The 23,035-nt window shown below is 71.5% G+C and carries 27 protein-coding genes; 19 read left to right on the forward strand and 8 right to left on the reverse strand.

The window, feature by feature from the left end; all coding sequences use genetic code 11:
* Positions 1–13: 13 nt before the first annotated feature.
* Positions 14–598: a TetR/AcrR family transcriptional regulator gene (locus AAME72_RS09130; RefSeq protein WP_348789926.1), complete on the reverse strand. Its 585-nt coding sequence runs from the start codon at positions 596–598 to the stop codon at positions 14–16.
* 60 nt (positions 599–658) lie between these two features.
* Positions 659–1,255, reverse strand: a complete 597-nt coding sequence (locus AAME72_RS09135; RefSeq protein WP_348789927.1) for a helix-turn-helix domain-containing protein — start codon at positions 1,253–1,255, stop codon at positions 659–661.
* 120 nt (positions 1,256–1,375) lie between these two features.
* On the opposite strand from AAME72_RS09135, the gene AAME72_RS09140 reads away from it, so the two are divergent.
* Complete coding sequence (locus AAME72_RS09140; RefSeq protein WP_348789928.1) at positions 1,376–2,419, forward strand: aldo/keto reductase; 1,044 nt, start codon at positions 1,376–1,378, stop codon at positions 2,417–2,419.
* Positions 2,420–2,446: 27 nt separating this feature from the next.
* Here the strand turns inward: AAME72_RS09140 and AAME72_RS09145 are convergent, their stop codons facing one another.
* From AAME72_RS09145 to AAME72_RS09160, 4 genes are all read right to left on the reverse strand, one after another.
* Positions 2,447–2,776 carry a hypothetical protein gene (locus AAME72_RS09145; protein ID WP_348789929.1) on the reverse strand — a complete coding sequence of 110 codons (330 nt, stop codon included), beginning with the start codon at positions 2,774–2,776 and terminating at the stop codon, positions 2,447–2,449.
* Complete coding sequence (locus AAME72_RS09150) at positions 2,773–3,213, reverse strand: GNAT family N-acetyltransferase (protein ID WP_348789930.1); 441 nt, start codon at positions 3,211–3,213, stop codon at positions 2,773–2,775. Before AAME72_RS09150 ends, AAME72_RS09145 begins: the two co-directional genes overlap by 4 nt.
* Positions 3,210–4,151: an NADP-dependent oxidoreductase gene (locus AAME72_RS09155; protein ID WP_348789931.1), complete on the reverse strand. Its 942-nt coding sequence runs from the start codon at positions 4,149–4,151 to the stop codon at positions 3,210–3,212. The genes AAME72_RS09150 and AAME72_RS09155 overlap by 4 nt, the downstream gene beginning before the upstream one ends.
* Before the next feature lie 152 nt (positions 4,152–4,303).
* On the reverse strand, positions 4,304–4,933 hold the full coding sequence (locus AAME72_RS09160; protein WP_348789932.1) for a TetR/AcrR family transcriptional regulator: 630 nt from the start codon (positions 4,931–4,933) through the stop codon (positions 4,304–4,306).
* 273 nt (positions 4,934–5,206) lie between these two features.
* Here AAME72_RS09160 and AAME72_RS09165 point away from each other — a divergent pair, with 273 nt between their 5' ends.
* Together AAME72_RS09165 and AAME72_RS09170 are read left to right on the forward strand one after the other, a co-directional pair.
* The gene (locus AAME72_RS09165; RefSeq protein WP_348789933.1) at positions 5,207–5,812 is read left to right on the forward strand and encodes an RNA polymerase sigma factor; all 606 of its coding nucleotides are present in this window, start codon (positions 5,207–5,209) and stop codon (positions 5,810–5,812) included.
* Positions 5,809–6,336, forward strand: coding sequence for a hypothetical protein (locus tag AAME72_RS09170; protein ID WP_348789934.1), 528 nt, complete (start codon positions 5,809–5,811; stop codon positions 6,334–6,336). Before AAME72_RS09165 ends, AAME72_RS09170 begins: the two co-directional genes overlap by 4 nt.
* A gap of 2 nt (positions 6,337–6,338) precedes the next feature.
* Here AAME72_RS09170 and AAME72_RS09175 read toward each other — a convergent pair whose 3' ends face one another.
* On the reverse strand, positions 6,339–6,881 hold the full coding sequence (locus AAME72_RS09175) for a hypothetical protein (RefSeq protein WP_348789935.1): 543 nt from the start codon (positions 6,879–6,881) through the stop codon (positions 6,339–6,341).
* 159 nt (positions 6,882–7,040) lie between these two features.
* Here AAME72_RS09175 and AAME72_RS09180 point away from each other — a divergent pair, with 159 nt between their 5' ends.
* From AAME72_RS09180 to AAME72_RS09250, 15 genes are all read left to right on the forward strand, one after another.
* Complete coding sequence (locus AAME72_RS09180) at positions 7,041–7,238, forward strand: hypothetical protein (protein ID WP_348789936.1); 198 nt, start codon at positions 7,041–7,043, stop codon at positions 7,236–7,238.
* Complete coding sequence (locus AAME72_RS09185; protein ID WP_348789937.1) at positions 7,238–7,534, forward strand: hypothetical protein; 297 nt, start codon at positions 7,238–7,240, stop codon at positions 7,532–7,534. The genes AAME72_RS09180 and AAME72_RS09185 overlap by 1 nt, the downstream gene beginning before the upstream one ends.
* Positions 7,535–7,610: 76 nt before the next feature.
* A complete protein-coding gene (locus tag AAME72_RS09190; RefSeq protein WP_348789938.1) occupies positions 7,611–8,423 on the forward strand; it encodes a GntR family transcriptional regulator in 813 nt (270 codons plus the stop codon).
* A gap of 148 nt (positions 8,424–8,571) precedes the next feature.
* On the forward strand, positions 8,572–9,918 hold the full coding sequence (locus AAME72_RS09195) for a DUF222 domain-containing protein (RefSeq protein WP_348789939.1): 1,347 nt from the start codon (positions 8,572–8,574) through the stop codon (positions 9,916–9,918).
* 97 nt (positions 9,919–10,015) lie between these two features.
* The gene (locus AAME72_RS09200; protein WP_348789940.1) at positions 10,016–10,609 is read left to right on the forward strand and encodes a glucose-6-phosphate isomerase family protein; all 594 of its coding nucleotides are present in this window, start codon (positions 10,016–10,018) and stop codon (positions 10,607–10,609) included.
* 51 nt (positions 10,610–10,660) lie between these two features.
* Entirely contained in the window at positions 10,661–11,701 is a 1,041-nt protein-coding gene (locus AAME72_RS09205; protein WP_348789941.1) for an ABC transporter substrate-binding protein, read from the forward strand.
* Positions 11,702–11,706: 5 nt separating this feature from the next.
* Positions 11,707–13,323 (forward strand): sugar ABC transporter ATP-binding protein, encoded by a 1,617-nt coding sequence (locus tag AAME72_RS09210; protein ID WP_348789942.1) that lies wholly within the window; start codon positions 11,707–11,709, stop codon positions 13,321–13,323.
* A complete protein-coding gene (locus tag AAME72_RS09215; RefSeq protein WP_348789943.1) occupies positions 13,313–14,368 on the forward strand; it encodes an ABC transporter permease in 1,056 nt (351 codons plus the stop codon). The genes AAME72_RS09210 and AAME72_RS09215 overlap by 11 nt, the downstream gene beginning before the upstream one ends.
* Complete coding sequence (gene xylB / locus AAME72_RS09220) at positions 14,365–15,873, forward strand: xylulokinase (protein WP_348789944.1); 1,509 nt, start codon at positions 14,365–14,367, stop codon at positions 15,871–15,873. Before AAME72_RS09215 ends, xylB begins: the two co-directional genes overlap by 4 nt.
* Positions 15,870–16,847, forward strand: a complete 978-nt coding sequence (locus tag AAME72_RS09225) for an NAD(P)-dependent oxidoreductase (protein ID WP_348789945.1) — start codon at positions 15,870–15,872, stop codon at positions 16,845–16,847. The genes xylB and AAME72_RS09225 overlap by 4 nt, the downstream gene beginning before the upstream one ends.
* The gene (locus AAME72_RS09230; protein ID WP_348789946.1) at positions 16,844–17,494 is read left to right on the forward strand and encodes a bifunctional 4-hydroxy-2-oxoglutarate aldolase/2-dehydro-3-deoxy-phosphogluconate aldolase; all 651 of its coding nucleotides are present in this window, start codon (positions 16,844–16,846) and stop codon (positions 17,492–17,494) included. The genes AAME72_RS09225 and AAME72_RS09230 overlap by 4 nt, the downstream gene beginning before the upstream one ends.
* Positions 17,491–18,420, forward strand: a complete 930-nt coding sequence (locus tag AAME72_RS09235) for a shikimate dehydrogenase (protein WP_348789947.1) — start codon at positions 17,491–17,493, stop codon at positions 18,418–18,420. The genes AAME72_RS09230 and AAME72_RS09235 overlap by 4 nt, the downstream gene beginning before the upstream one ends.
* Positions 18,417–19,367, forward strand: coding sequence for an aryldialkylphosphatase (locus AAME72_RS09240; RefSeq protein WP_348789948.1), 951 nt, complete (start codon positions 18,417–18,419; stop codon positions 19,365–19,367). Before AAME72_RS09235 ends, AAME72_RS09240 begins: the two co-directional genes overlap by 4 nt.
* Entirely contained in the window at positions 19,364–19,681 is a 318-nt protein-coding gene (locus AAME72_RS09245) for a putative quinol monooxygenase (protein WP_348789949.1), read from the forward strand. Before AAME72_RS09240 ends, AAME72_RS09245 begins: the two co-directional genes overlap by 4 nt.
* Positions 19,678–20,334, forward strand: a complete 657-nt coding sequence (locus AAME72_RS09250) for a transaldolase family protein (protein WP_348789950.1) — start codon at positions 19,678–19,680, stop codon at positions 20,332–20,334. The genes AAME72_RS09245 and AAME72_RS09250 overlap by 4 nt, the downstream gene beginning before the upstream one ends.
* Positions 20,335–20,345: 11 nt before the next feature.
* Here the strand turns inward: AAME72_RS09250 and AAME72_RS09255 are convergent, their stop codons facing one another.
* Complete coding sequence (locus tag AAME72_RS09255; RefSeq protein ID WP_348789951.1) at positions 20,346–21,272, reverse strand: LysR family transcriptional regulator; 927 nt, start codon at positions 21,270–21,272, stop codon at positions 20,346–20,348.
* A gap of 123 nt (positions 21,273–21,395) precedes the next feature.
* Between AAME72_RS09255 and AAME72_RS09260 the strand changes: the two genes are divergently transcribed.
* Positions 21,396–22,979 carry an amino acid decarboxylase gene (locus AAME72_RS09260; protein WP_348789952.1) on the forward strand — a complete coding sequence of 528 codons (1,584 nt, stop codon included), beginning with the start codon at positions 21,396–21,398 and terminating at the stop codon, positions 22,977–22,979.
* Positions 22,980–23,035 lie beyond the last annotated feature (56 nt).

Here is a 23,035-nt window from a genome sequence, read left to right on the forward strand (position 1 = left end):
AGCGCTCGGTTCCTCAAATCGACGAGTCGGCGGGGAGCCCCTTCTCGAGCAGGTCCGTGATCATGGCGCTCGTCGCGTCGGGCGATACGCCGTGGGTGACGAGCTGGACGCCCGCGTTCAGCAGCCCCTGCAGCAGCACGGCGTGCGAGTCGGCGTCGCGCACGCCCGCCTCCCGGAGCAGGCCGGCGATCGGGTCGAGGAGTGCGGTGTGCATCGCCATGATGTCCTCGTGCCTGCTCGGCGAGAGCTCGGCCTGCTGAAGGGTGGCGGCGATCCCGTGCTTGCCGTCGGCGGTCATCCGCATCGTCGCCTCGATGTAGGCGCGGAGTCGGGCGGTCGCCGGGACTCCGCTCAGGGTCTCGTCGATCTCGGCGCTCCAGCGCTCGAAGGCGGCGATCGCGACGGCGGTCAGGGCGTCATCGCGCGAGGCGAAGTACTCGTAGAAGCTGGAGCGGGCGAGCCCGGCCCGCTCCGCGACGGAGCGCGGGGTGACGCCGGCGAGGCCGCCCTCCTCCAGGAGCCGCTCTGTCGCCGTCAGGAGCGCTGCGCGCTGCGCCGCGCGGTGCTCGGCGACGGTCGCGGCGGAGATCTTCGGCATCCGCTCATTATGCCTGCCGTGGTCGTGCCGGTGCCCCGCCGTCGTCGTGCCGGGCCGCGCTCAGGATGCGGCGGGGGTCGATTCGGCGAGTGCCCCGGGCGACGCCGTCGCCCCGTAGCGGAGCCCGTCGAGGAGCAGCGCGACCATGCGGCCCGCGCGCTCGCTGCTCCGCGCGCCCGGAGGGGGCGCCGACAGGTTCGCGATGGCGCCGATCAGCTCGATCGCGTCGACGTCCGGCCGGATCTCGCCCGCCGCGGCCGCGTCGTCGAGCAGGCGCTGCAGCGCCGGTCCCGCGTTGCTCTCGAAGTACTCGCGGAGCCCGCTGTAGGCCGGGTCGCCGGAGTGCAGGGCGGCGCCGAGGCCGTGCTTCGTCGCGACGAACGCGGTGTAGCGCTGCGCCCAGAGCTCGAGGGCCTCTGCGGGCGCGTGCGTCTCCGCCAGGCGGGATGCCGACGCGGTGACGTCGTCGATCTCGCGGCGGAACACGGCGGCGATCAGGTCGGAGCGCAGCGGGAAGTGGCGGTAGAGCGTCGCGGTCCCCACGCCCGCACGCGCCGCGATGGCACGAACCGGGGCGTCGACGCCGTTTGCGGCGAACTCCTCCTTCGCGGCGTTCAGCAGGGCGTCCAGGTTGCGCTGGGCGTCGGCACGCGGCACGGATCCTCCCTCGTCATTGCTAAACGGGACAATGTCCCGTATATTCGTCGGGTAGCGGGACGTTGTCCCGTTTTCATCATCTCACGGTCTCCACGCGGAGGCCAGAAGGGAGCATGAGCAATGCGCTACCGTCCGCTGGGAGCGACCGGCATCCAGGTGAGCACGTACGCGCTCGGCGCGATGATGCTCGGGTCGCTCGGCAACCCGGATCGCCGCGAGGGCGTCCGCATCATCCACCGCGCGCTGGACGCGGGGATCACCTTCATCGACACCGCCGACCGCTACGGCGACTCGGAGGACGTCGTGGGCGAGGCCCTGAAGGGACGCCGCGACGCCGTGGTGCTCGCGACGAAGTTCTCGGGGCCCGTCGACGACGACATCAACCACCGCGGCGCATCCCGCCACTGGATCATGCAGGCCGTCGAGGGGTCGCTGCGCCGGCTGCAGACCGACCACATCGACCTCTACCAGCTGCACCGGCCGCAGCCGGGCACCGACATCGACGAGACGCTCTCCGCCCTCACCGACCTGGTGCGGCAGGGCAAGGTCAGGGCGATCGGCTCGTCCTCGATGCGCGGATCCGAGATCGTGGAGGCGCAGTGGGTCTCCGAGCGGCGCGGCTTCGAGCGCTTCCGCACCGAGCAACCGAACTACTCCATCCTCGACCGCCAGATCGAGACCGAGATCCTCCCGGTCGCGCAGCGGTACGGGATGGGGACCCTGGTCTACAGCCCGCTCGCCGGCGGGACGCTGACCGGCCGGTACCGGGCGGGAGGCGACAACGCCAACTTCCGCTCGGTGCGCACCGGGATGCGGCACTTCCGCGACGAGAGGCGGCTTGCGGCCGTCGAACAGCTGGTCGCGCTGTCCGACGAGGTCGGCATCCCGCTGTCGCACCTCGCCATGGCCTTCGTCACGGCCCATCCCGGCGTCACGTCGGCGATCGCCGGGCCGCGCACCATGGAGCAGCTGGAGGACACCCTCGCCGGCAGTGCCGTCGAGCTGTCCGACGACATCCTCGACCGCATCGACGCCATCGTCCCGCCCGGCGAGAGCATCGGCGCGATGGACATGCTCTACCGCGGGCCCGAGGTCGGCGACCCGGGGCTGCGTCGGCGTCCGGTTCGGGAGCGGGCGGCGGCGGACGCGGCCGTGGCCGCGTGACGACGGCGAGCGGCGCCCGGGTCGCAGTCAGGCCCGCTCGAGCCGCTGCACATCCCAGTAGAGGCAGCTGACGAGCGCGCTCGCCGGGCAGGCGGGCGCGCCCGAGGGGTCGCCGCTGGCGACGCGATCGAACTCGCCGCGTGCCTTCTCGAGCAGCAGAGCGAACTCGCGGTCCGACACCACGCAGCGGTCGGTGGCCAGCCATTCGCGCAGCAGCGGCTCCACGTCCTGGTGGTAGACGCGGGCGTCGGACCAGACGCGCTCCACGATCCCGGCGATCCGGTCCGCGCGCGGGGCGGGCTGCGACCCGGCCATCACCGGGAAGCGCGTCGGGCCGCGGGTGCCCTTCGCGTTCACGGCCGCACCCCGCCGACGCCCGGATGCTCGCCGTCGATCAGGTCGGCGTAGCCGGGGTTGCGCTGGATGAAGGAGGACACGATGGGGCACATGACGGTGATGCGCTTCCGGCGCGACCGCAGGTCGTCCAGCACGCGCCGGATGAGTTCGGTGGCGACGCCCTGGTGGCGGAACTCCGGCAGAACCGAGGTGGCCAGGAGCACGAGCCGCTCGTCGTCGACGACCGAGTAGGGGATGCCCCCGATCGCCGTGTCGCCGACGATCGCCGTGTAGGCGCCGGCGGCCTCGTCGTCGACCACTGCGAACGAGAAGTCCGGGGTGCGTTCGTCGTCGGCCAACTCCTGGATCAGGAGCGTCTGATCCTGGGTCAGCGTGCCCACGCCGTCGGGGTAGCCGGCCTCGTCGGGGTACTCGAAGGCCGATCCGGTGGGCGTCATGCGTTGTTCCTCTCGTCCCTGCTCGGCCGGATCCGGATGACGGTCTTGCCCCTCCGCCGCTCCGCCGGGTTGAGGGCGGCGACGGCGTCGTCCAGCGCATCGACGTTCCCGATGTTGGTCCGCAGCCGACCGTCCCGCACCCGCTGGACGATCTCCGTCAGCTGGGCGGGGACGGACTCGACCACGAAGTCGACCGACCGGCCCTCCCGCGGTCGCTCGCCCGCGAGTCCGGTGACCGTGACCAGCGTCCCGCCGGGCCGGATGAGCCGCGCCGAGCGCTCCTGGATGTCGCCGCCGATCACATCGAACACCAGGTCGACGCCGCCGATGTCCTCGAGCGCGTCCCCGCCGAGGTCGACGAACTCGTTCGCGCCGAAGCCGAGCACCTTGTCGCGGTCGGCGGCGCGTCCCGTGCCGATCACGTATGCGCCCGCCTCGCGAGCGAGCTGGACGACCATCGTCCCGACGGCGCCGGCCGCACCGTGCGCGAGAACCGTCTGGCCGGAGGTCAGCCTGCCGTGGTCGAACAGGCCCTGCCATGCCGTCAGACCGGAGATCGGGAGGCTGGCCCCGACCGTGAAGTCGACGTCGCCCGGCAGCGGCGCGAGGTTGCGCGACTCGACCGCCACGTATTCCGCCAGCGTGCCGTCGCGGTGCCAGTCGGAGATGCCGAACACGCGCTGTCCCACCGTCAGTCCTGTGGTGCCGTAGCCGAGGGCGGCGACCACGCCCGCAAGCTCGTGCCCGAGGATCGATGGCGCCCGGTCCCTTCCGGCGCGGTCGGACCAGGTGGATGGCCAGTCGACCTCGGTGGGGACGTATCCCGACGCGTGCACCTCGACCAGGACATCGTTGATCGCGGGCTTCGGTTCTGGCCGCTCAGCGAGCCGGATACCCGCCGTGCCCTCGGTGTGGTCCGTCACCACGATCGCCTTCATGAGTCCCCTTCCGCGGAACGATGTGCCATCATAACCACAAACTGGACGAGTTCGTCCAGATTTGAATGAAGGCGAATTCTGCACCTGTGAACGGAGGCGTGGTGGAAGATCGGACGGGAACGTCCAATTCGATCCGGAGGGCCTGGTCGGCCTCAGCGGCGGGACAGGCTCGCGATGTGCGCGATGGCCATGTCGATGGAGGTCGCCATCGGAGCGACGTCCCGCGCGTTCTGCGCCAGGACGTATCCGCCCTGCAATGCGCCGAGCAGCCCGATCGCGAGCTCATCGACGGGGGCATCCTCGGGAAGGGCGCCGTTCTCCTGGAGCCGGTGCAGCGCGGCGGCCAGCAGTCGCCGCCACTCGTCGAACAGCGCCACCAGCGCTCGGCGCGCGACATCGTCGTGGTCCGACACCTCGGAGGCGAAGCTGCCGAGCGCGCAGCCGTACGCACCGTGCCGCAGCGCGTTGCCCTGCACCAGCGCGTCCCGCCAGCGACGCAGGCCGGCGATGGTCGAGACGCGGCCGAGAGCATCCCGCTCGCGGAGGATCACGCGCTCACCCATCAGGTCGATGACCGCCCGTACAACCTCGTCCTTGCCGGCGAAGTGGTGATAGAGCTGCGACTTGCTCACCCCGCTCGCGGCGACAACATCCTCGAGGGAGGTCGCGCCGACACCCCGCATGTACATCAGGTCCGCTGCGGCGTCGACGATCCGTGACCGGGTCTTCGCGCCGCGCGGCGTCAGGCGCTTGCCCTTGGCCGAATCGGCGACGGTGGTCATCACTCCATGCTACTTACCGCCGACGGATCAGGCCGCGCGCCGGGTACCCCCGTACCGGCGCGCGGCCTCGTTCCCCCCTGCCGAGCCGGGAGTGTCGTCCCCGCTCGGGCGTTGGAAGCGCGCGCCCGCCCCTGCCGGGATCATCGCGCTTCATAAGAGGATGTCCGGCGCCCCCGATCGGGTTCCCTCCCGATGCGAAAAGGCTTCGGGACGGAGTGGACGGGCCTGTCTGCGGGCCGTGTTAGTCTCGCCTGGTTCGCGAACGGAGGGAACGTGCACGACTCGGAGGAGCTGTCCGACTCCGCGCTGTGGTTGGAAGCGTCATCCGGCACGGAGCGCTCGTTCGCCATCTTGTTCGACCGCTATCGCACGCGGGTGTTCCGCAAGGCGTACGCGCAGCTGCGCAGCGTCGCCGACTCCGAGGACGTCGTCGCCCTGGTGTTCCTGGAGGCGTGGCGGAACCGGGCGAAGGTCCGGATCGTCGACGGCTCCCTGCTTCCGTGGCTGCTGACGATCACCCACTACGTGCTGCTCAACCAGAAGCGGACCGCGCGCCGCTACGGCCGGCTGCTCGCCGCGGTGCCCGCGCCGGAGCAGGAGCCGGACCACGCCGACGCCGTGCTCGACCGGCTCGACCGCGACGCCCAGCTGGTGGCGATCCGCGAGGCCATGTCCGGTCTGAGTGCGCAGGAGCAGTCCGTCCTCGACCTCTGCCTGGTCGAGGAGCTCCCGATTGCAACCGTCGCGGCCGTGCTGGACATTCCTGTAGGTACGGTGAAATCGAAGCTGCATCGCGGCCGCGAGAAGGTGCGGAAGCGGCTTCTCGCGTCCGGAGCGAGCACGGACTTCGGCGCCCGACTGGACGGAGTGCAATCGTGAGCCCCGCGTACGACCGCGACGACATGCCGGAGATGACGACGGCGCGCACCGATGCGATCCGCGACGCCCTGATGACCTCGATCAGGACGGAGCCCGAGCGGAAGCGTCGCACGCTCCGCCGCCGGTTCGCGCTCTGGGGAGGGATCGGCATCCTCGCGATCGGCGGTGTCGCGACGGCCGCGACGGCCGTCGTGTCGGCGCAGCACGTCACGAACACGGACGGCGTGTACTGCTTCGCCTCCGCCGAGCGCGGCGCGAACGGCGAGTTCGACATGTCCGGGGCAACGATGTACGACCCGGAGGCGCACGGCGGACGGGTGGAGAACGCGCTCGAGATGTGCCGGATGATGTGGCGGCAGGGCGTGTTCGACAAGGACCACGACCCGCTCGCCGCGACCTCCGCGCCCGGTCGGGTGCCCGCTGACCTGCAGGTGTGCGTGATGAGCGACGGGACGGCGGCCGTCGTCCCGGGGCGGCCCGGCGTGTGCCAGGCGGTCGGGCTCGCCCCGGAGAAGACCGACTGACCTCAGCCGATCGTCCCGGCCGGCCGGAACACCAGCGACTTCGTCCGGTCGTTGAACGACGGCAGGCTCGAGCAGTTCGGTGTGCAGTTGTAGCGCTGGCCGCCGTACGAGGGCGCGTCGTAGAGGGTGACCCAGCACGACGCGTACGCCTTCGCGCTGCTGATCGTGTTCTGCCACGAGGACGACAGGCTCGGGAACCCGTAGGTCGTCCCGGAGCATGAGCCGGAGCCGTAGAACGTGTAGCTCCCGCCGGAGTACCCGGCGTCCTTGTACACCGTCCCGATGATGACGGAGGCGGTGGCCGCGAGGGTGCTGCGGTTCTGGGCGGTGATTCCGGTGAGGTAGGCATCCACCTCGTCCTGCGTGTCGAAGCAGGCGGGAGCGGCGGGAGCGGCGTCGGAGCCGACGGGGTCGACGCGGACGGCGCAGTAGTCGCCGGTCTGCGCCGGGATCGGCGCCACGTCGAGCGGCGGAGTGAGCGACGGTCCGACCGCGAGGACGGCGGAGACGGCGACGGAGACGGCGGCGGAGAGAAGAAGACGCATGTGTCACCTCGATGTGCTGTGCGGCCGGGTCGGCCGCGGGTGCCGCCCCGGCGGACACCGGGGCTTACATGTGATATGTCCGTGAGAGGCGATGCGGTTCCCGGCGATGCGGTTCCCGGCGAGCGGGAACCGGGCGCGGTCACGCGGACATACCCATGCATGCGCCTGGACGTCCTCCACGGCCCGACGATCGGCGACTTCCCGGGCATCGCCACCTCCCGCCTGCTGCTGGCGGTCTACCTGGTCGTGATCGTCGTGTCGCTTGCGGTGACGGCGGCCCTCGTCGTCAGGGCCGCGCGCCGTCGGCGTGGTCCGGAGGCCGGGCGCGACGGCGGAATGGACGGCGGCGCGCGGTGATGATCACCAGTCACGAATCCGCGCGCGTCGACCCGGCCGGTATCCTCAGCGCCCTGGCCGCCGCGGGCGCGGTGATCGCATTCGGGCTCCCCGCCGCAGCGGTGCTGCTCGCCGTCGCCGCCATGCTGTTCGCGGTCGTGTCGCGCCGGCGGCTGCGGCGGGACCCGCACCTGCGCGGCAGCCGGCTCGCGCTGGCGGGCTTCCTGGTCGGCATCGGGGTCGCGCTCGTCGAGGTGACGCCTGCGCTGATCGGGCTCGTGCTGGTGCTCGTCGGCGGGAGTCCGGGTGGTTCGTGAATCCGGAGTCGGGGCGCGATCGCCGGAAATCAGCGCGCGTAACCTGTCATGTCACGATGACAACTAGCATGGCCTCATGACCGGCTTGGATCGCAGCTCGCCTCTTCCGCTGTACTACCAGCTGAAGGAGGCGCTGCTCGCCTTCTTCCAGCAGCAGGGTTTCACGCCGGGGGACCGCGTGCCCGGCGACTTCGAGCTGTGCGAGCAGTACGGCGTCTCCCGCACGGTCGTCCGCCAGGCGCTCACGGAGCTGGAGTACGACGGCGTCATCGAGCGCATCAAGGGCAAGGGCACCTTCTACGCGACGCCGAAGGTGGGCGAGGGGCTCGCCCAGTCGCTGACCGGACTCTACGAAGACGTCGCCGCACGCGGCGGCGACCTGGTGAGCGAGGTCCGGCGGCTGGAGGTGGTCCCCGCCGACCCGCGGCTCGCTGCTGAGCTCGAGATCGGTCCCTACCAGCCGGTGGTGGTGCTGGAGCGGCTGCGGATCGTGGACGGGCAGCCGTGGGCGCTCACCATCACGCATGTCCCGTTCGACCTGGCGCCCGGGCTGCTGGAGAAGGATTTCTCGCACGAATCCCTGTACGCCGTGCTGGAGGGCGAGTTCGGCATCAGGCTCGCCCGCGGTCACCGTTCGATCGAGGCGGCGCTCGCGACGAAGTCCGTCGCGGAGCTGCTGGGTGTGGCAACCGGGTCACCACTGCTCGTGCTGCGGAGCGTCAGCCGGGATGAGGCGGGCCGTCCGGTCGAGAGTTTCGTCGCGTTCCACCGCGGCGACCGCAGTCGCTTCGAGGTCGACCTCACCAGGGGTCCGAACGGGGGAGCCGGAGCTGCTCCGCTCGTCATCGTGACCGACTCGAGCGCGCGGGGCGACGCCGCCCTGGTCTGATCCTACCGGGATGAGTGGCCGGCGCACGATCCCGGTGAAGACTCCTCCACAGGTGTTGTGTTCGGTGAGGTTATCCACAGGAGGAAGTGCTGGTCAGGGATGGTTTCTGGCTGGTTCGAATGTCGGTGGTGTCTGGTTGGGTTGAACCATGACCAGTACGGAGGCCGCAGCGCTCGCAGATGCGCTTGCCGGGTTCACCAGCCCGGAGACGCTGGGCCGTGACGCCCTCCTGTCGGCGGTGGATGTGCTGGGTGAAGTGCAGGCGGTGCTGGATGCGGTGAAGCTCCGGGTGGCGGGTGAGCTTGTCGCCCGCGGCGCGGTGGTCGGGTTGGAGAACCCGGTCACCCGGGCCGGTCACACCCAGCCGGCGGGGGTGTTGGAGGAGCGGTGGGGTGTCGGCCGGGCGGCGGCGCGACAGTACTGTGTCGTCGGGGAAGCGGTGGCTGCGCGCCAGAGTCTTGCCGGTGAACCGTTACCGCCCCGACTGCCTGCGCTTGCGGCATCGCTTCTCAGTGGTGGTGTGAGTGTGGATCAGGCGGGTGTGATTGTTCGGGAGCTGGTGAAGGCGGCACCCGGATGCAGTCCCGCCGACCTCGCTCTGGGTGAGCGTGTCCTGGTGGAGCAGGCGCACGGTCTGACGGTCACCGAACTGCGGGTCCTGGCCGGGCATGTGCGGGACCGGCTGGATGCGGACGGGATCGAACCACGGGAAGAGCGGCAGCGTCGCTGCAGATCCCTGACGATCAGCACCACGGAGGACGGGATGACCCACGTGGACTGGTACCTGGACCCGGAGTCCGCCGGGTATGTGGTTACCGCGATCGACGCCCACGTCGCCGCCCAGTTGCGGGCGGTCCGGTTCCAGGAGGTGTGCGCCGAACCGGAACTCGCGGTGCCGGAGGACACGCGCACGATCGCGCAATTGCGATCGGATGCCGCCACCGAGGTGTTCCGTCATGTCGCCGCCTGCACCGCCCCTGCCGAGGCGGGGAAGCCGCCGGTGACGGTGGTTGTCCGCATCGACTGGGAGGCCTTGCGCTCGGGTGTCGGGACGGGTGAGATCGACGGTGTCCGTTCCCCGGTGAGTGCGGGTACGGTGCGGCGGATGGCCGCCGACGCGAACCTGATCCCGGTGGTCCTCGGCGACGACTCCCAGGTGCTGGACCTGGGTCGGGCGCGTCGCCTGTTCACCACCGCGCAGCGGATCGCGTTGGCCGAACGTGACGGCGGCTGCGCCTGGCCGGCGTGTCCACACCCACCCGCCTACACCGAGGCACACCACCTCCGCTGGTGGACCAAGGATGGTGGGAGCACCGACCTGAACAACGGGATCCTGTTGTGCAGCAGCCACCATCACCGCATCCACGACGACGGCTGGGACATCCAGGTGCGTGACAACGTGCCCTCCTTCATCCCACCCTCACACATCGACCCCCACCGGAGACCGCGAAGAGGCGGCCGCGTCCAACTACCCGAGAACACACGCGCCGCATGAGAGGGGGTGAGCGCTCATCGCCTGCAGGCCCCATTTGCGATAGTTGTCATTACAGGACTACAGTGGCCGCATTGTCACAACAGGTTCAAGGAAGCACATGACACAGTTCGCCACCCCGCCGCTGCGGCCCTTCTCGATCACCCTCGACCGTTCCTCGGTCACGCTGTCCCCGCTCGGGCCGACGCTGGTGCGGCGTCTGAGCGACCTGGAGCACCTCTTCGCCGACGAGGACGCCTGGCGGGCGGGCGTCGACGGAGGCGACCCCGTCGTCTACACCGTTGCATCCACTCCCGTCCCGGAGGCACCGCAAGAGCTCCCGCAGTCGATCACCACGATCCAGCCGGGCGACGTGTCCGGCGAGTTCTACTTCACCAAGGGCCACCAGCACCCGGTCGCCGAGGGCGAGATCTACCTGGGCCTCGAGGGTGAGGGCGGCCTGCTCATGTTCGACGGCACCGACGTCGTCTTCCTCGAGATGGGCGTCGACCGCATCGGCTACATCCCCCCGGGCTGGGCACACCGCAGCGTCAACGTCGGCTCCGATCCCTACAGCTTCCTGGCCGTCTACCCCGGCGGCGCCGGCCACGACTACGGCTGGGTGCTCGAGCACGGCTTCGGCAGCCGCGTCTATGCGGGAGCCGCAGCACCGGAGCTCCGGCCCTACCGAACGTCCGGATCCATCGTCCGGTAACCCCTGCACCACCCAGCAATCCCCGAACCGAGAACAAAGGAGTCTCCCTTCATGGCACAGACATCAACCCGGCGCTGGCCGGTCATCGTCGCGATCGTGGCCGTGGTCGCGCTCGCCGTCGGCCTCGTCGCCGGCCGCTTCATCTTCGGCGGAAACAGCTCGTCCGCGGCGTCGGCGGACAGCAAGGACACCGTCGCCGGCACCAAGATCGACGTGATCACCAAGGCGACCCAGAGCGACTTCTGGCAGTCGATGCTCGCCGGATCGAAGGCCGCAGGTCAGGACCTCGGCGTCGACATCAAGCTCACCGGACCGACCGCGGAGACGGACATCGACCAGCAGGTCTCGATGGTCGAGGACTCGATCACCCGCCAGGTCGACGCCATCGTCCTCGCCGCCAACTCCTCCACCGCGCTCAACGCGGTCATCGACAAGGCGCGCAAGGCCGGCATCAAGGTCATCACGGTCGACAACGCTGTGACGACGAAGTCCGAGGGCTTCATCGGCACCGACAACATCAAGGCAGGCCAGCAGGCCGGCGAGAAGATGTGCGCGCTGATCACCGCGCAGGGCAAGCCCAAGGGCGACATCCTGTACGAGTCCGCCGCCTCCGGCCAGCAGGTGCTCGTCGACCGCAAGGACGGCTTCGTCGCCGGCCTCGCCGCCAAGTGCCCCGACGCCAAGATCGTGCAGACCCTGGTCAACGACAACGACCTGAACAAGGCCGTCAGCCAGGTCACCGACGTGATGAACGCGCAGCCGAACCTCGCCGGCGTCTTCGCCGACAACAACACCTCCGGCACCGGCGCCGCCCGCGCCGTCGCTGCGAAGAGCGGCACGAAGGTCCAGGTCGTGGCGTTCGACTCCGACCCGGCCGAGGTGGACGCCGTCAAGAGCGGATCCATCGGCGGCATCATCGTGCAGAACCCGTTCTTCTTCGGCTACCAGGGCGTGGTCGAGGCCGCGATGGCGGCCGCGGGCAACCAGCCGCCGGTCAAGCTCGACCCGGGCGCGGTCGTCGTCGACAAGTCCAACGTCGACGACGCGTCGCTGAAGTCGCTGCTGAACCCGGCCAAGGAGACGGGCAAGTAATCCCGATGGCCCCCGCAACCTCCAACGGCGCCTCCCCGGAGCTCCCCCGCTCCGGGGCGGCGCCCCTGGTGAGCCTGCGCCAGGTCTCCAAGGACTACGGTCGCGTGCACGCGCTCGACGCGGTGACGATCGACCTGCTGCCCGGCGAGGTGCACTGCCTCGCCGGCGAGAACGGCGCGGGCAAGTCCACGCTGATCAAGGTGCTCACCGGCGCGGTTCCCCGCACCTCCGGCGACTACCTCGTCGGCGGCGACGACGTGCCCGTGCAGGTGTCTCCCACCCAGATGCGCGACCGAGGCATCGGCGTGGTCTACCAGGAGCTCAGCCTCTTCCCCGAGCTGAGCGTGCTCGACAACCTGCTGATGGGCTCGTACTCGAGTGTCGGAGGCTATCTGCGCGGCGCCCGCAACCGGGAGACGGCGCGGGAGCACCTGCGCCGCGTCGGACTCGAGGACCTCTCGCTGCACGCGCTCGTCTCCGACCTCCCCACCGCCACCCGGCAGCTCGTGGAGATCGCCCGCGTGCTCGGGCACGAGGCCGACCTCGTCATCTTCGACGAGCCCACCACCGCGCTGTCGGAGCACGAGGCGGGAGAACTGCTCAGCCGCATCGCACAGCTGCGCGACGCGGGCATCGGCATCCTCTACGTGACCCACCGCATCGAGGAGATGTTCGAGATCGGCGACCGCGTCAGCGTGATGCGCGACGGCCGGCTGGTCGAGACCAACCCGATGAGCCACTACACGCCCGAGTCGCTGGTGGAGGCGATGGTCGGCCGGTCGCTCGAGGACCTCTACCCGGGCGAGCGCACGCAGCCCGGCGAGCCGGTGCTGGAGCTCGACGAGCTCGGCGTCGCCGGGTACGCCCGGCCGGTGTCGCTCACCGTTCGCGGCGGCGAGATCGTCGGCGTTGCCGGGCTGCTCGGCAGCGGCCGGAGCGAGATCCTCCGCGCCGCCTTCGGCGCCGACCCCAGCAGCGGCGGCCGCGTCCGCGTCGCCGGCCGCGACGCCAATGTCTCCCGCCCCGGCGCGGCCGCCGCGTCCGGCATCGGGATGCTCACGGAGGATCGCAAGGAGTCCGGCATCTTCCCCGAGCTGTCGATCCGCGAGAACATCACGGTCGCCGGCTACCGCGGCATCGGGCGAGCCGGCTGGCTCTCCGGCCGCCGTATCGACCAGTACGTCGAGAAGGCCCTGCGCGGTCTGCGGGTCAAGTACAACTCGCTGGACGACCCGATCACCTCACTCTCCGGCGGCAACCAGCAGAAGGTGCTCATCGCACGCTGGATGGGCCTCGGCGCTCGCGCGCTGCTGCTCGACGAGCCGACCAAGGGTGTCGACGTCGGCGCCAAGGCCGACATCTATGCGGCGATCGCCGAGATGGCGGCGAACGGGATGGGCTTCCTCGTCGTCTCGTCCTACCTTCCGGAGCTGATCGGGCTCTGCGACCGCATCCTCGTCGTCAAGGACCACGCGATCGTGGCCGACCTGCGCGCCGACGAGGCGACGGAGGAGTCGATCATGCAGCTGGCGAGCATCGACACCGCCCACGCGTTCGCGCCGGAAGACCTCACCTCATCCATCACCGCTATCTCAGGGACGGAGGCCGACGATGGCCGCTAGCCGCGGGGGCACAGCCCTCACCCGCTTCTTCAAGACGAACGCGAGCGGGTTCGCGATCGTCTTCGTGCTCGCCGTGATCCTCGCGCTCACGACGGACACCTTCCTCACGCCGACGAACCTGGACAGCCTCGGCCGCCAGGTCTCGATCTACGCGATCATCGCGGCCGGCCAGCTGCTGGTCATCCTGACCGGCGGCATCGACCTCGCGGTCGGTTCCGTCGTCGGCCTCACCGGCATCGTCGTCGCGCAACTCGTCTTCCAGACCACCAGCGGCGGCAGCGTCGTCGTCGGCGTGGTCGTCGCGCTGCTGGCGGGCGCGTTCAGCGGTCTGCTGACCGGCCTGCTCGTCGCCTTCCTGCGCATCCCCCCGTTCATCGCGAGCCTCGGGATGATGGGCATCGCCCGCGGCGTCGCCCTGCTGCTCTCGGGCGGCCGCACGGTCCAGCCGCTCCCGGACGCCTTCGAGCAGATCGCCGGAGGGGACGTGTTCGGCGTCAGCAACCTGATCATCTTCACGATCGTGGTGATGGTCATCGTCTCCATCGTCCTCGCGAAGACCACCTGGGGGCGCTACGTTCACGCGATCGGCTCGAACGCGGAGTCCGCCCGCCTGTCGGGCGTGCCGGTGAAGGGCGTACTGGTCAGCGTCTATGCGGCCTCCGGACTCCTCGCCGGGTTCGGCGGCATCCTGCTCGCCTCGCGCCTGAACAACGGTGTCCCGACCGCGGGCGAGGGCTACGAACTGCAGGCGATCGCGGCCTGTGTGATCGGCGGCGCCAGCCTGTTCGGCGCTCGCGGCACCGCGGTCGGCGCTCTGATCGGTGCACTCATCGTCGGGATGCTGAACAACGGCGGCAGCCTGCTCGGAATCGACCCGTTCTGGCTGCAGATCGCCATCGGCGTCCTCATCCTCGCGGCAGTCGCCGTCGACCAGCTCCCGAAGTGGCTGCCGGCCCTCACCGGACGCTCAGGCGGCCGGGAGCCGGACACCGCCGAGCCTGCGAAGCTGGCGGAAGCCACCACCGGCGGAGGGAGAGACGAATGATCATCGCGCACGACCTCGGGACGACCGGCAACAAGGCGTCCCTGCACGAGGACGACGGCACGCTGGTCACGGCGGTCACCGCTCGCTACGGCACGCACTTCGCCGCCGGCGGGGTCGCCGAGCAGGACCCGGAGGACTGGTGGAGGGCGGTCGTCGAGGCGACCACCGCCCTGCTCGCGCACGACGCCGCGGCGGGACGCACCGTCACCGCGGTCAGCTTCAGCGGCCAGATGATGGGCGCGGTGTTCCTCGATGAGGGCTACCGTCCCGTTCATCCCGCGATCATCTGGGCGGACACCCGCAGTTCGGCGCAGTGCGAGCGCCTGGCGGATGCCATCGGCAGGGAGCGCGGGTACCGGATCACCGGTCACCAGTTCAACCCGACCTATTCCGCGTCCAAGATCATGTGGCTGGCCGAGCACCGGCCGGACGTCTACGCCCGGGTGCGGCACATCTGCCTCGCGAAGGACTTCGTCGTGCAGCGGCTCACCGGCCGCCTCGTCACCGACCCGTCCGACGCGTCGAGTACGAACGCGTTCGACCAGCTGCGCGGCGAATGGTCCGACGAGATCCTCGACGCGGCGGGCATCGACCGCGCACTGCTGCCCGAGGTGGTCCCCTCGACGACGGTCGTCGGCGGGATGCGCAGGGACGCGGCAGAGGCGATGGGGCTTCCCGAGGGCACGCCGGTCGTCCTCGGCGGCGGCGACGGCCCGATGGCGGCGCTCGGCACCGGCATCGTCGAGCCGGCCGACGGCGCCTACGCCTACCTCGGCACATCGTCCTGGGTCTCGATGTCGGCGACGCAGCCGTTGCATGACCCGCAGATGCGCACGATGACGTTCACGCACGTCGTCCCTGGCCACTACGTTCCCACGGCGACCATGCAAGCCGGCGGCGGCTCGCTCCAGTGGATCGCGGAGCTGCTGGAGCCGTCCGCCGACTCCGCAACATTCGACCGACTCGTCGGCGACGCGTCGACGGCGTCCGCGTCGGGAGAAGGCCTGTACTTCCTGCCCTACCTGCTCGGCGAGCGCTCGCCGTACTGGAACCCGGACGCGCGCGGCGCGTTCGTCGGGCTCTCCCGCCACCACGACCGCAGCCACCTGGTGCGCGCGGTGCTCGAGGGCGTCGCGTTCAACCTGCTGACCTGCGTCGATGCGTTCCGCGAGTCCGGTGCGCCGGTCGAACGTGTGGACGCCATCGGCGGCGGGGCGAACTCCGATGCGTGGCTGCAGCTCATGGCCGACATGTGGGGCGCGACCGTGCGCCGCCGCAGCATCGTCGACGAGGGCAACAGCCTCGGCGCTGCCGTCGTGGCGGGTGTCGGTGCCGGGGTCATCCCCGATCTCGGCGCCTCCCGCGCGCTGTCCGAGGTGACCGCCGAGTTCCGGCCGGACCCGGTGCGGCACGCCGAGTACGTGCAGCGTCACGAGGCGTTCGTGGACGCGTACGCGCGACTCGAGCCGTGGTTCGCCGCGCGCGCCGCCGAGGCTCGCGGATGAGCGGCACGGTCCTGGTCACGAGCCGGTCGTTCGGCTCGGGGGAGCTCGACCTCGTCGCGACGCTGGAGCGTGCCGGATGCGAGGTGGTCTTCGGCGACCCGCACCACGAGGCGGGGGCGCTCGCGCCCGCGCTCGCCAGGGCTGACGCCTGGATCGCGGGGACGGCACCGGTCACCGCCGAGCTGCTGGACCACGCGCCGGAGCTGAGGGTCGTCGCACGCTACGGCGTGGGCTTCGACGCCGTGGACCTCGGAGCCGCCGAGGAGCGCCGCATCGTCGTGACGAACACCCCGGGCGCCAACAGCGCCTCCGTCGCCGACCTCGCAGTGGCACTGCTGCTCGGCGGCCTGCGCACCGTGGCGGTCGGCGACCGGGCGGTGCGCGGGGGTGACTGGTCGGCCGTTCGCGGGCGGGAGATCGACGGGCTGGAGGTCGGCGTCGCCGGCTTCGGCCGCATCGGGAGGCTCTTCGCGGAACGCATCCACGCCCTCGGCGCTCGCGTGCTCGCCTACGACCCGTACCTCAGCGTCGACGAGACGCTTCCCCACGGCTACCGCCGGGCGGAGGACGTCGCCGAACTCGCCGCGTGCGGCGCCGTCTCCCTCCACGCGCCGGGCGGATCCACGGTGGTCGACGCGGCGTGGCTCGGCCGCGCCGACGGCCTCGCGCTCGTGAACACCGCCCGCGCCGACCTGGTGGACGAGGACGCCGTGGCGGCAGCGCTCCGCGACGGCCGGCTGTCCTCCTACTCGGCCGACACCCTCGCCTCCGAGGCGGTCGGCGCCTCCCGCGGTGCGCTCCTGGCCGACGACCTCGCCGGACGCGTCGTCGTGACGCCGCACCTGGGCGCCCAGACCGTCCAGGCGATCGACCGGATGGGATCGGGAGCCGTCGCCAACGTGCTCGCCGTGCTGGCGGGCGAGACGCCCCCGAACCCGGTCACCCCCCTCCCCGCACGAAAGGTCTCCTCGTGAAGCTCTCCCTCTCGCGCCTCAGCGCCGCCGGCGTCATCGCCGTCGTCCGGGCGCCCTCCGCCGACTCCGCCGTCGAGGCCGCGCACGCGCTCGCGGAGGGCGGCGTGACCGGCATCGAGATCACCTACTCCACCCCCGACGCCGCCACGGCGATCCGCCGGATCGCCGATGAGCTCGGCGACGCCGTGCTGCTGGGCGCGGGGACCGTCCGCACCGCGACCCAGGCGGCGGAGTCCGCCGACGCGGGTGCGAGCTTCCTCGTCGCGCCGGGCTTCCGGCCGACGCTGGCCGAGGCGATGGCCGCGACCGGCCTCACCACGATGATCGGCGCGATCACGCCCAGTGAGGTGATGGCGGCGGAGGAGAGCGGCGCGGACGTGGTCAAGCTCTTCCCTGCTGGGCTCTTCGGACCGGCGCTCGTACGCAACCTCCGCGGTCCGTTCCCCGACGTGCCGTTCATGCCGACCGGAGGCGTCACGGCCGCGAACATCGGAGACTGGGTGGCCGCCGGCGTCGTGGCCGTCGGCGCCGGGAGCGACCTCGTCTCCTCGTCCGACCTGGCGGCGGGCCGGTACGACGCGATCACCGCGAAAGCCCGTGAGTTCGCGTCCGCATACCGCGCCGCCACCGAGGAGGTGGCCGCATGATCGACCACGGCAGGATGGGGTTCGTCGGCGTCGACACGGCGCACTCCTCCATCCAGAAGGTGTTCCCGCTGTGGGCCGACCACCTCGGGCTGCCCTCGCGCGAGCTCCGCGGTTTCGACATCCCGCTCGGCGCGCCCGACGCGGTCTACCGAGAGGTCGTCGAGCGCATCCGGGACGACGACGGCCAGGCCGGCGCGCTCGTCACGACGCACAAGATGCGTGTCTTCGAGGCGGCGGGCGACCTCTTCGACGAGGTGGATGCGTTCGCGCGCGCCTGCGGAGAGGTCTCGTCCATCGCGAAGCGCGGCGACCGGCTGGCCGGCGCGGCGAAGGACCCGATCACGGTCGGGCTCGCGCTCGACGACGTGGTCCCCCCGACATACTTCGCCGACTCCGGCGCCGAGCTCGTCTGCCTCGGAGCCGGGGGATCGGGCGTGGCGCTCAGCTGGCACCTCGCGCACCGCGAGGACACGCCGTCCACGGTCACCCTGGTCGGGCGCACGCAGCGCTCGCTCGACCACGCCCGCGAGATCCACGAGCGCGGCGGCATCGACACCTCCCGCTTCGTCTATCACGCGCTCGACGATGCCGACCCGCTCGGCGACGCGACGGCACTGGTGAGCGCCGCGGGTGACGGCGCGGTCATCGTCAACGCGACCGGGCTCGGCAAGGACCGTCCGGGATCGCCGCTTGCGGACGACGTGCTTTTCCCCACTCGATCCCGGGTCTGGGAGTTCAACTACCGCGGGTCTCTCGAGTTCTTGCACCAGGCCCGTGCTCAGGAGCGGGAGCGCGGGCTGACGGTGGTGGACGGCTGGGTGTACTTCATCCACGGCTGGTCGCAGGTGGTGGCGGACGTGTTCGACATCCCGATGCCGCCCAGCACCGTCGCCGAGCTGGCAGAGATCGCGTCGTCGGTGCGATGAACGGGCTCGTCCGCACGGTCCTGGGCGACGTGGAACCGTCCGCCGTGGGCGCGCTCGACTATCACGAGCACCTGTTCCACGCGAGCCCGCTGCTGCCGGGGGAGGACCTCGCGGACGAGGAGGCCGCCACCGCCGAGTGCGCATCCTTCCTCGCGTCCGGGTTCGCGGGGCTGATCGAGGCGACGCCGTTCGGGCTCGGCCGCCGCCCGGAGGCGCTGGCCCGGATCGCCGAGGCGACCGGAGCGGCCGTGGTCGCGTCCACCGGTCGTCATCGCGACGCGCACTACCGCGACTCCGCGGTCGACGACCTGGACCTCGCGGCGCTGTTCGTCCGCGAGCTCTCCGAGGGCATCGCCGCGGACGACGCCGACCCGGACGGGCGTCGGGCGTCCCGCCCGGGCGGCGAGCCGGTCCGCGCCGGCCAGGTGAAGATCGGCATCGACTACTGGCGGATCAGCGCGCCGGAGCGCACAGCGATCGCCGCCGCCGGTGTGGCGCACCGCGAGACCGGGGCTCCGGTGATGGTGCACACCGAGCGCGCGAGCGCGGTGTTCGAGCTGCTCGGCCTCCTGGCGGCGGAGGGCGTGGCCGCCTCCCGGGTCGCCATCGCTCACGCCGACCGCAACCCCGATCCCGGTCTGCACTCCGAGATCGCCGCGACCGGAGCGCACCTCGGCTACGACGGCGCGGCCCGGCTGCGGGACTGGCCGGAGTCCGTGCTGCTCGACTGCCTGGCCGCAGTGGTCGAGGCCGGCCACGGCGACCGGGTTCTGGTCGGCGGCGACGTGGCGCGCGCGTCCAGCTGGCGGTCGCTCGGCGGGATGCCGGGGGTCGCCTACCTCGGCGAACGATACGTGCCGCGGATGCGACGCCGGATCGGCGACGCCGCGGTCGACCGCATCCTGATCGAGAACCCGGCCCGCTACCTCGCCTGGAGCCGCGGATGACGACGACGCTGATCGCCACCTTCACCGCTCTCCCCGGCCACCGGGACGACGTCGCGGGCCTGATCGACGGGTTCGCCGCGGTGGTCCGCGCCGAACCGGGCAACCTGGTCTTCGAGCCGTTCACCCGCACCGCCGACGACCACGACTTCGTGGTCTACGAGCAGTACCGGGACGAGTCCGCCTTCCAGGCGCACCTCGCCAATCCCGCTGGGCCGGCGTTCAACGCCGAGCTCGCCCGGCACATCGTCGGCGGCGGATCGGCTCTCGACTTCCTGACGCCGGTCGACGAATCCGGCACAGGGTCCGAGCCGTGAGCGCCGCGTCGACCGGCTACCGCCTGTACGCGGACAGCGCGGACGAGGCCGCCGTCGGGGCGTTGCTCGACGCGGGCGTCGTCGCAGGGGTCACCACCAACCCGACCATCCTCCGTCGTGCCAGTTTCGGACCGGCGGACATCCCGCGCCTGCACGCGAGGTGGACGGCCGCCGGCGCCCGGCGCGTGTTCTTCCAGGCCTGGGGCGGGGACGCGGCGGAGATGCTGGCGCGCGGTCGCCGGCTCGCCGAGCTCGGCCCGAACCTCACCGTCAAGCTGCCCGCGACACGCGCCGGTTTCGCCGCCGGTCGCGCGCTCGCCGCGGAGGGGACGAGCGTGCTGGTCACCGCGGTCTACGCGCCAGGCCAGGCGCTCGGCGCGTCCGCGATCGGCGCCGAGTTCATCGCCCCGTACCTCGGCCGCCTGAACGACGCGGGCCGCGACGGGGTCGCCGAGATCGGCCGCATGGCCGAGCTGCTCGACGGCACGGGGACGAGCGTGCTGGCGGCCAGTCTGCGCGCGCCCGACGCGGTCGTCGAGCTCGCCGGGCGGGGAGTGCGCTCGTTCACCGCCGCTCTCGACGTGGTGTGGGCGCTGCTGCAGGACGAGACCAGCGACGTGGCCGCTCGAGTCTTCGAAGAGGACAGCGTGTAGGTCGCCGGCCCCTACGCCATCCGCAGGGCCGCGCTCGCGCCGCGCAGCGCCGCCGCGAGGTGCCGGACGGCGGTCGACGGGGTCGCGGACGGCCCCTCGGTCACCGACGCGAGCTGCAGCGTGCGGCTGAACGAGGGCGCGCCGATCGGCAGCAGCACCAGGCCGGGATGCGCGTGGGTCGTCACCAGGCTCGGCACCAGGCCGATGCCCATCCCGGCGGCGATCATCGCCAGCATCACCTGGAAGTCGTCGGTGCGGTACGCCACGTCCAGGCTGCGACCGGCGGCGGCGAAGGTGTCGACCACCACGATGTCCATCGGGTCGTCGACGGCGGTGCCGAACACCCAGCGCTCGTCGCTCAGGGTCAGCAGGGTGGGCACGTCGAGCGAGGTCCGGCCCGCCAGCCGGTGCCCGACGGGCAGGGCGAGCAGCAACGGGTCGGGATGCACGTCGGTTGTGACGATGCGCGGCCGCAGCGGCAGCTCGTAACCGGGGACGGTGTAGACGAGAGCGGTGTCGAGCTCGGCGCGGTTGACGCGGTCGACGAGCACCGGCATCTCCTCGAGGGCCACGTCGATGCCGATGCCGAGCTGGTCCAGGTGCTCGACGACGGCCGGCAGCAGCTTCGCCGCCGCGGTCGGGAACATCCCGAACCGGATGCTGACCCGGCCGATCTCCGCGAGCTCCCTCGCGTCGCGCAGGGCGCGGTCGCGGAGGGTGAGGATCTCGTTGCCGCGTTCGAGCAGCAGCATCCCGACGGGCGTCAGCACGCTGCCGCGCGGCGAGCGCTGGAGCACCGCCGACCCGATGGCCCGCTCCAGGTTCTTGAGGTGGTAGTCGACGGTCGGCTGGCTCCACTGCAGAGCACGGGCCGCGCCGGTGACCGAGCCCTCCGCGTGCACGGCCGCGAGCGCCTCCAGTTGCCGCAGGTCCAGCACGATCCGCTCCTTCCCGACCGCCGGGAGCGCGGTGCTCGGACGGTCGTTGTCACATACAGGCTATGTGAGTCACGAGAACTCTTGTGCATTCCGCCGTCGCGGGGCGGGCGACAGCATGGAGGAATGCTCCACCACGACCTCCTCCTCCACGCGCCGGTCGACGATGACCGCCACGCGTCCCGGACCGACGCCGAGCGACTGCTGCGGCACCGTGAGACGCCGTACGCAGACGCACTGGAACGCTTCGTCGCACGCGAGCCGGTCCAGCTGATGGTGCCGGGCCACGGCGGCGACGGCCGGGGGATGAGCGGCCGCCTCGCCGACTTCATCGGCGAGCGCGCGCTGCGATTCGACGTGCCGATGCTGCTGGACGACGTCGACCTCGGCAGCGACTCGCCCTTCGAGCAGGCGCTCGCGCTCGCGGCCGACGCCTGGGGCGCCCGGCGCACCTGGTTCGTGACCAACGGCGCCTCGCAGGCGAACCGCACGGTCGCGCTCGCCGTCCGCGGTCTGGGGCGCCACGTGCTCTGCCAGCGCAGCGCGCACTCCAGCTTCAGCGACGGCATCCTGGTCGGCGGGCTCCTGCCGTCCTTCGTGTTCCCGTCGGTCGACCGTCGGCACGGGATCTCGCACGGCGTCTCGCCCGAGGCCCTGGAGCTCGCGCTCGCCGAGGCGGAGCGGGAGGGGCGGGCGGCCTCCGCCGTCTACATCGTCTCGCCCAGTTACTTCGGTGCGACCGCCGACGTCCGTGCGCTCGCCGACGTCGCCCACGCGCACGGGGCACCGCTGATCGTGGACGGCGCGTGGGGTCCGCACTTCGGCTTCCACCCCGACCTCCCGGAGTCGCCGGTCCGGCTCGGCGCCGACCTGGTCGTCTCGAGCACCCACAAGCTCGCGGGCTCGCTCACCCAGTCGGCCATGCTGCACCTGGGCCACGGCCCGTTCGCCGAGCGGCTGGAGCCTCTGGTGGAGCGCGCGTTCACGCTGACGGCGTCCACCTCGACCAGCGCACTGCTGCGCGCGTCCCTGGACATCGCGCGGCACGCCCTGGTCACGGGGGAGGAGTACATCGGGGCCTCGATCGCGGCGGCCGACGACTTCCGCGAGGCCCTGCGACGGGACCCGCGCTTCGACGTGCTCAGCGACGGCTTCGGCGCCTACGACGACATCGCCGCCGTCGACCCCCTCCGGGTTCCGATCGACGTGTCGGCCACCGGCGTCGACGCGCACTGGCTGCGGGATCGCATGGCCGCCGACCACGGCATCTACTTCGAGATGTCCACCGCGACGACGCTGGTCGCGCTGATCGGCGCGGGCAAGGTGCCGGACCTGGACCTCGTGCACCGCGCGCTCGTCGACGCCGTCGACGCGGTCGGCTCCGCGGCGGCGGGCGGCACGGCACACGGCGGCGACGGGCGGCCGGCGGCCGCCTGCGACTTCCCGGAGCTCCCGTCGTCCGGTGCCCTGCGGATCGCTCCGCGCGAGGCGTTCTTCCGCGAGACCGAGGTGGTCCCGGCCGCGGACGCCGTCGGCCGGGTCTCGGCCGACACTCTCGCGGCGTACCCGCCCGGCATCCCCAACATCATCCCCGGCGAGGAGATCACCGCCGAGGGCGTCGCCTTCCTGCGCGCGGTCGCCGCATCGCCGACCGGGTACGTTCGCGGAGCGGTGAACGAGGACGTCTCGTCGTTCCGCGTCGTGCGGTAGCGGGAACCCCGGCCGACCGGCCGAACCGGACAACGAAGTCTAGGAGAAACACGCAC

Origin of the sequence: Leifsonia sp. NPDC080035, assembly GCF_040050925.1 — a bacterium.
In the GTDB taxonomy this organism is placed as follows: Bacteria; Actinomycetota; Actinomycetes; order Actinomycetales; family Microbacteriaceae; genus Leifsonia.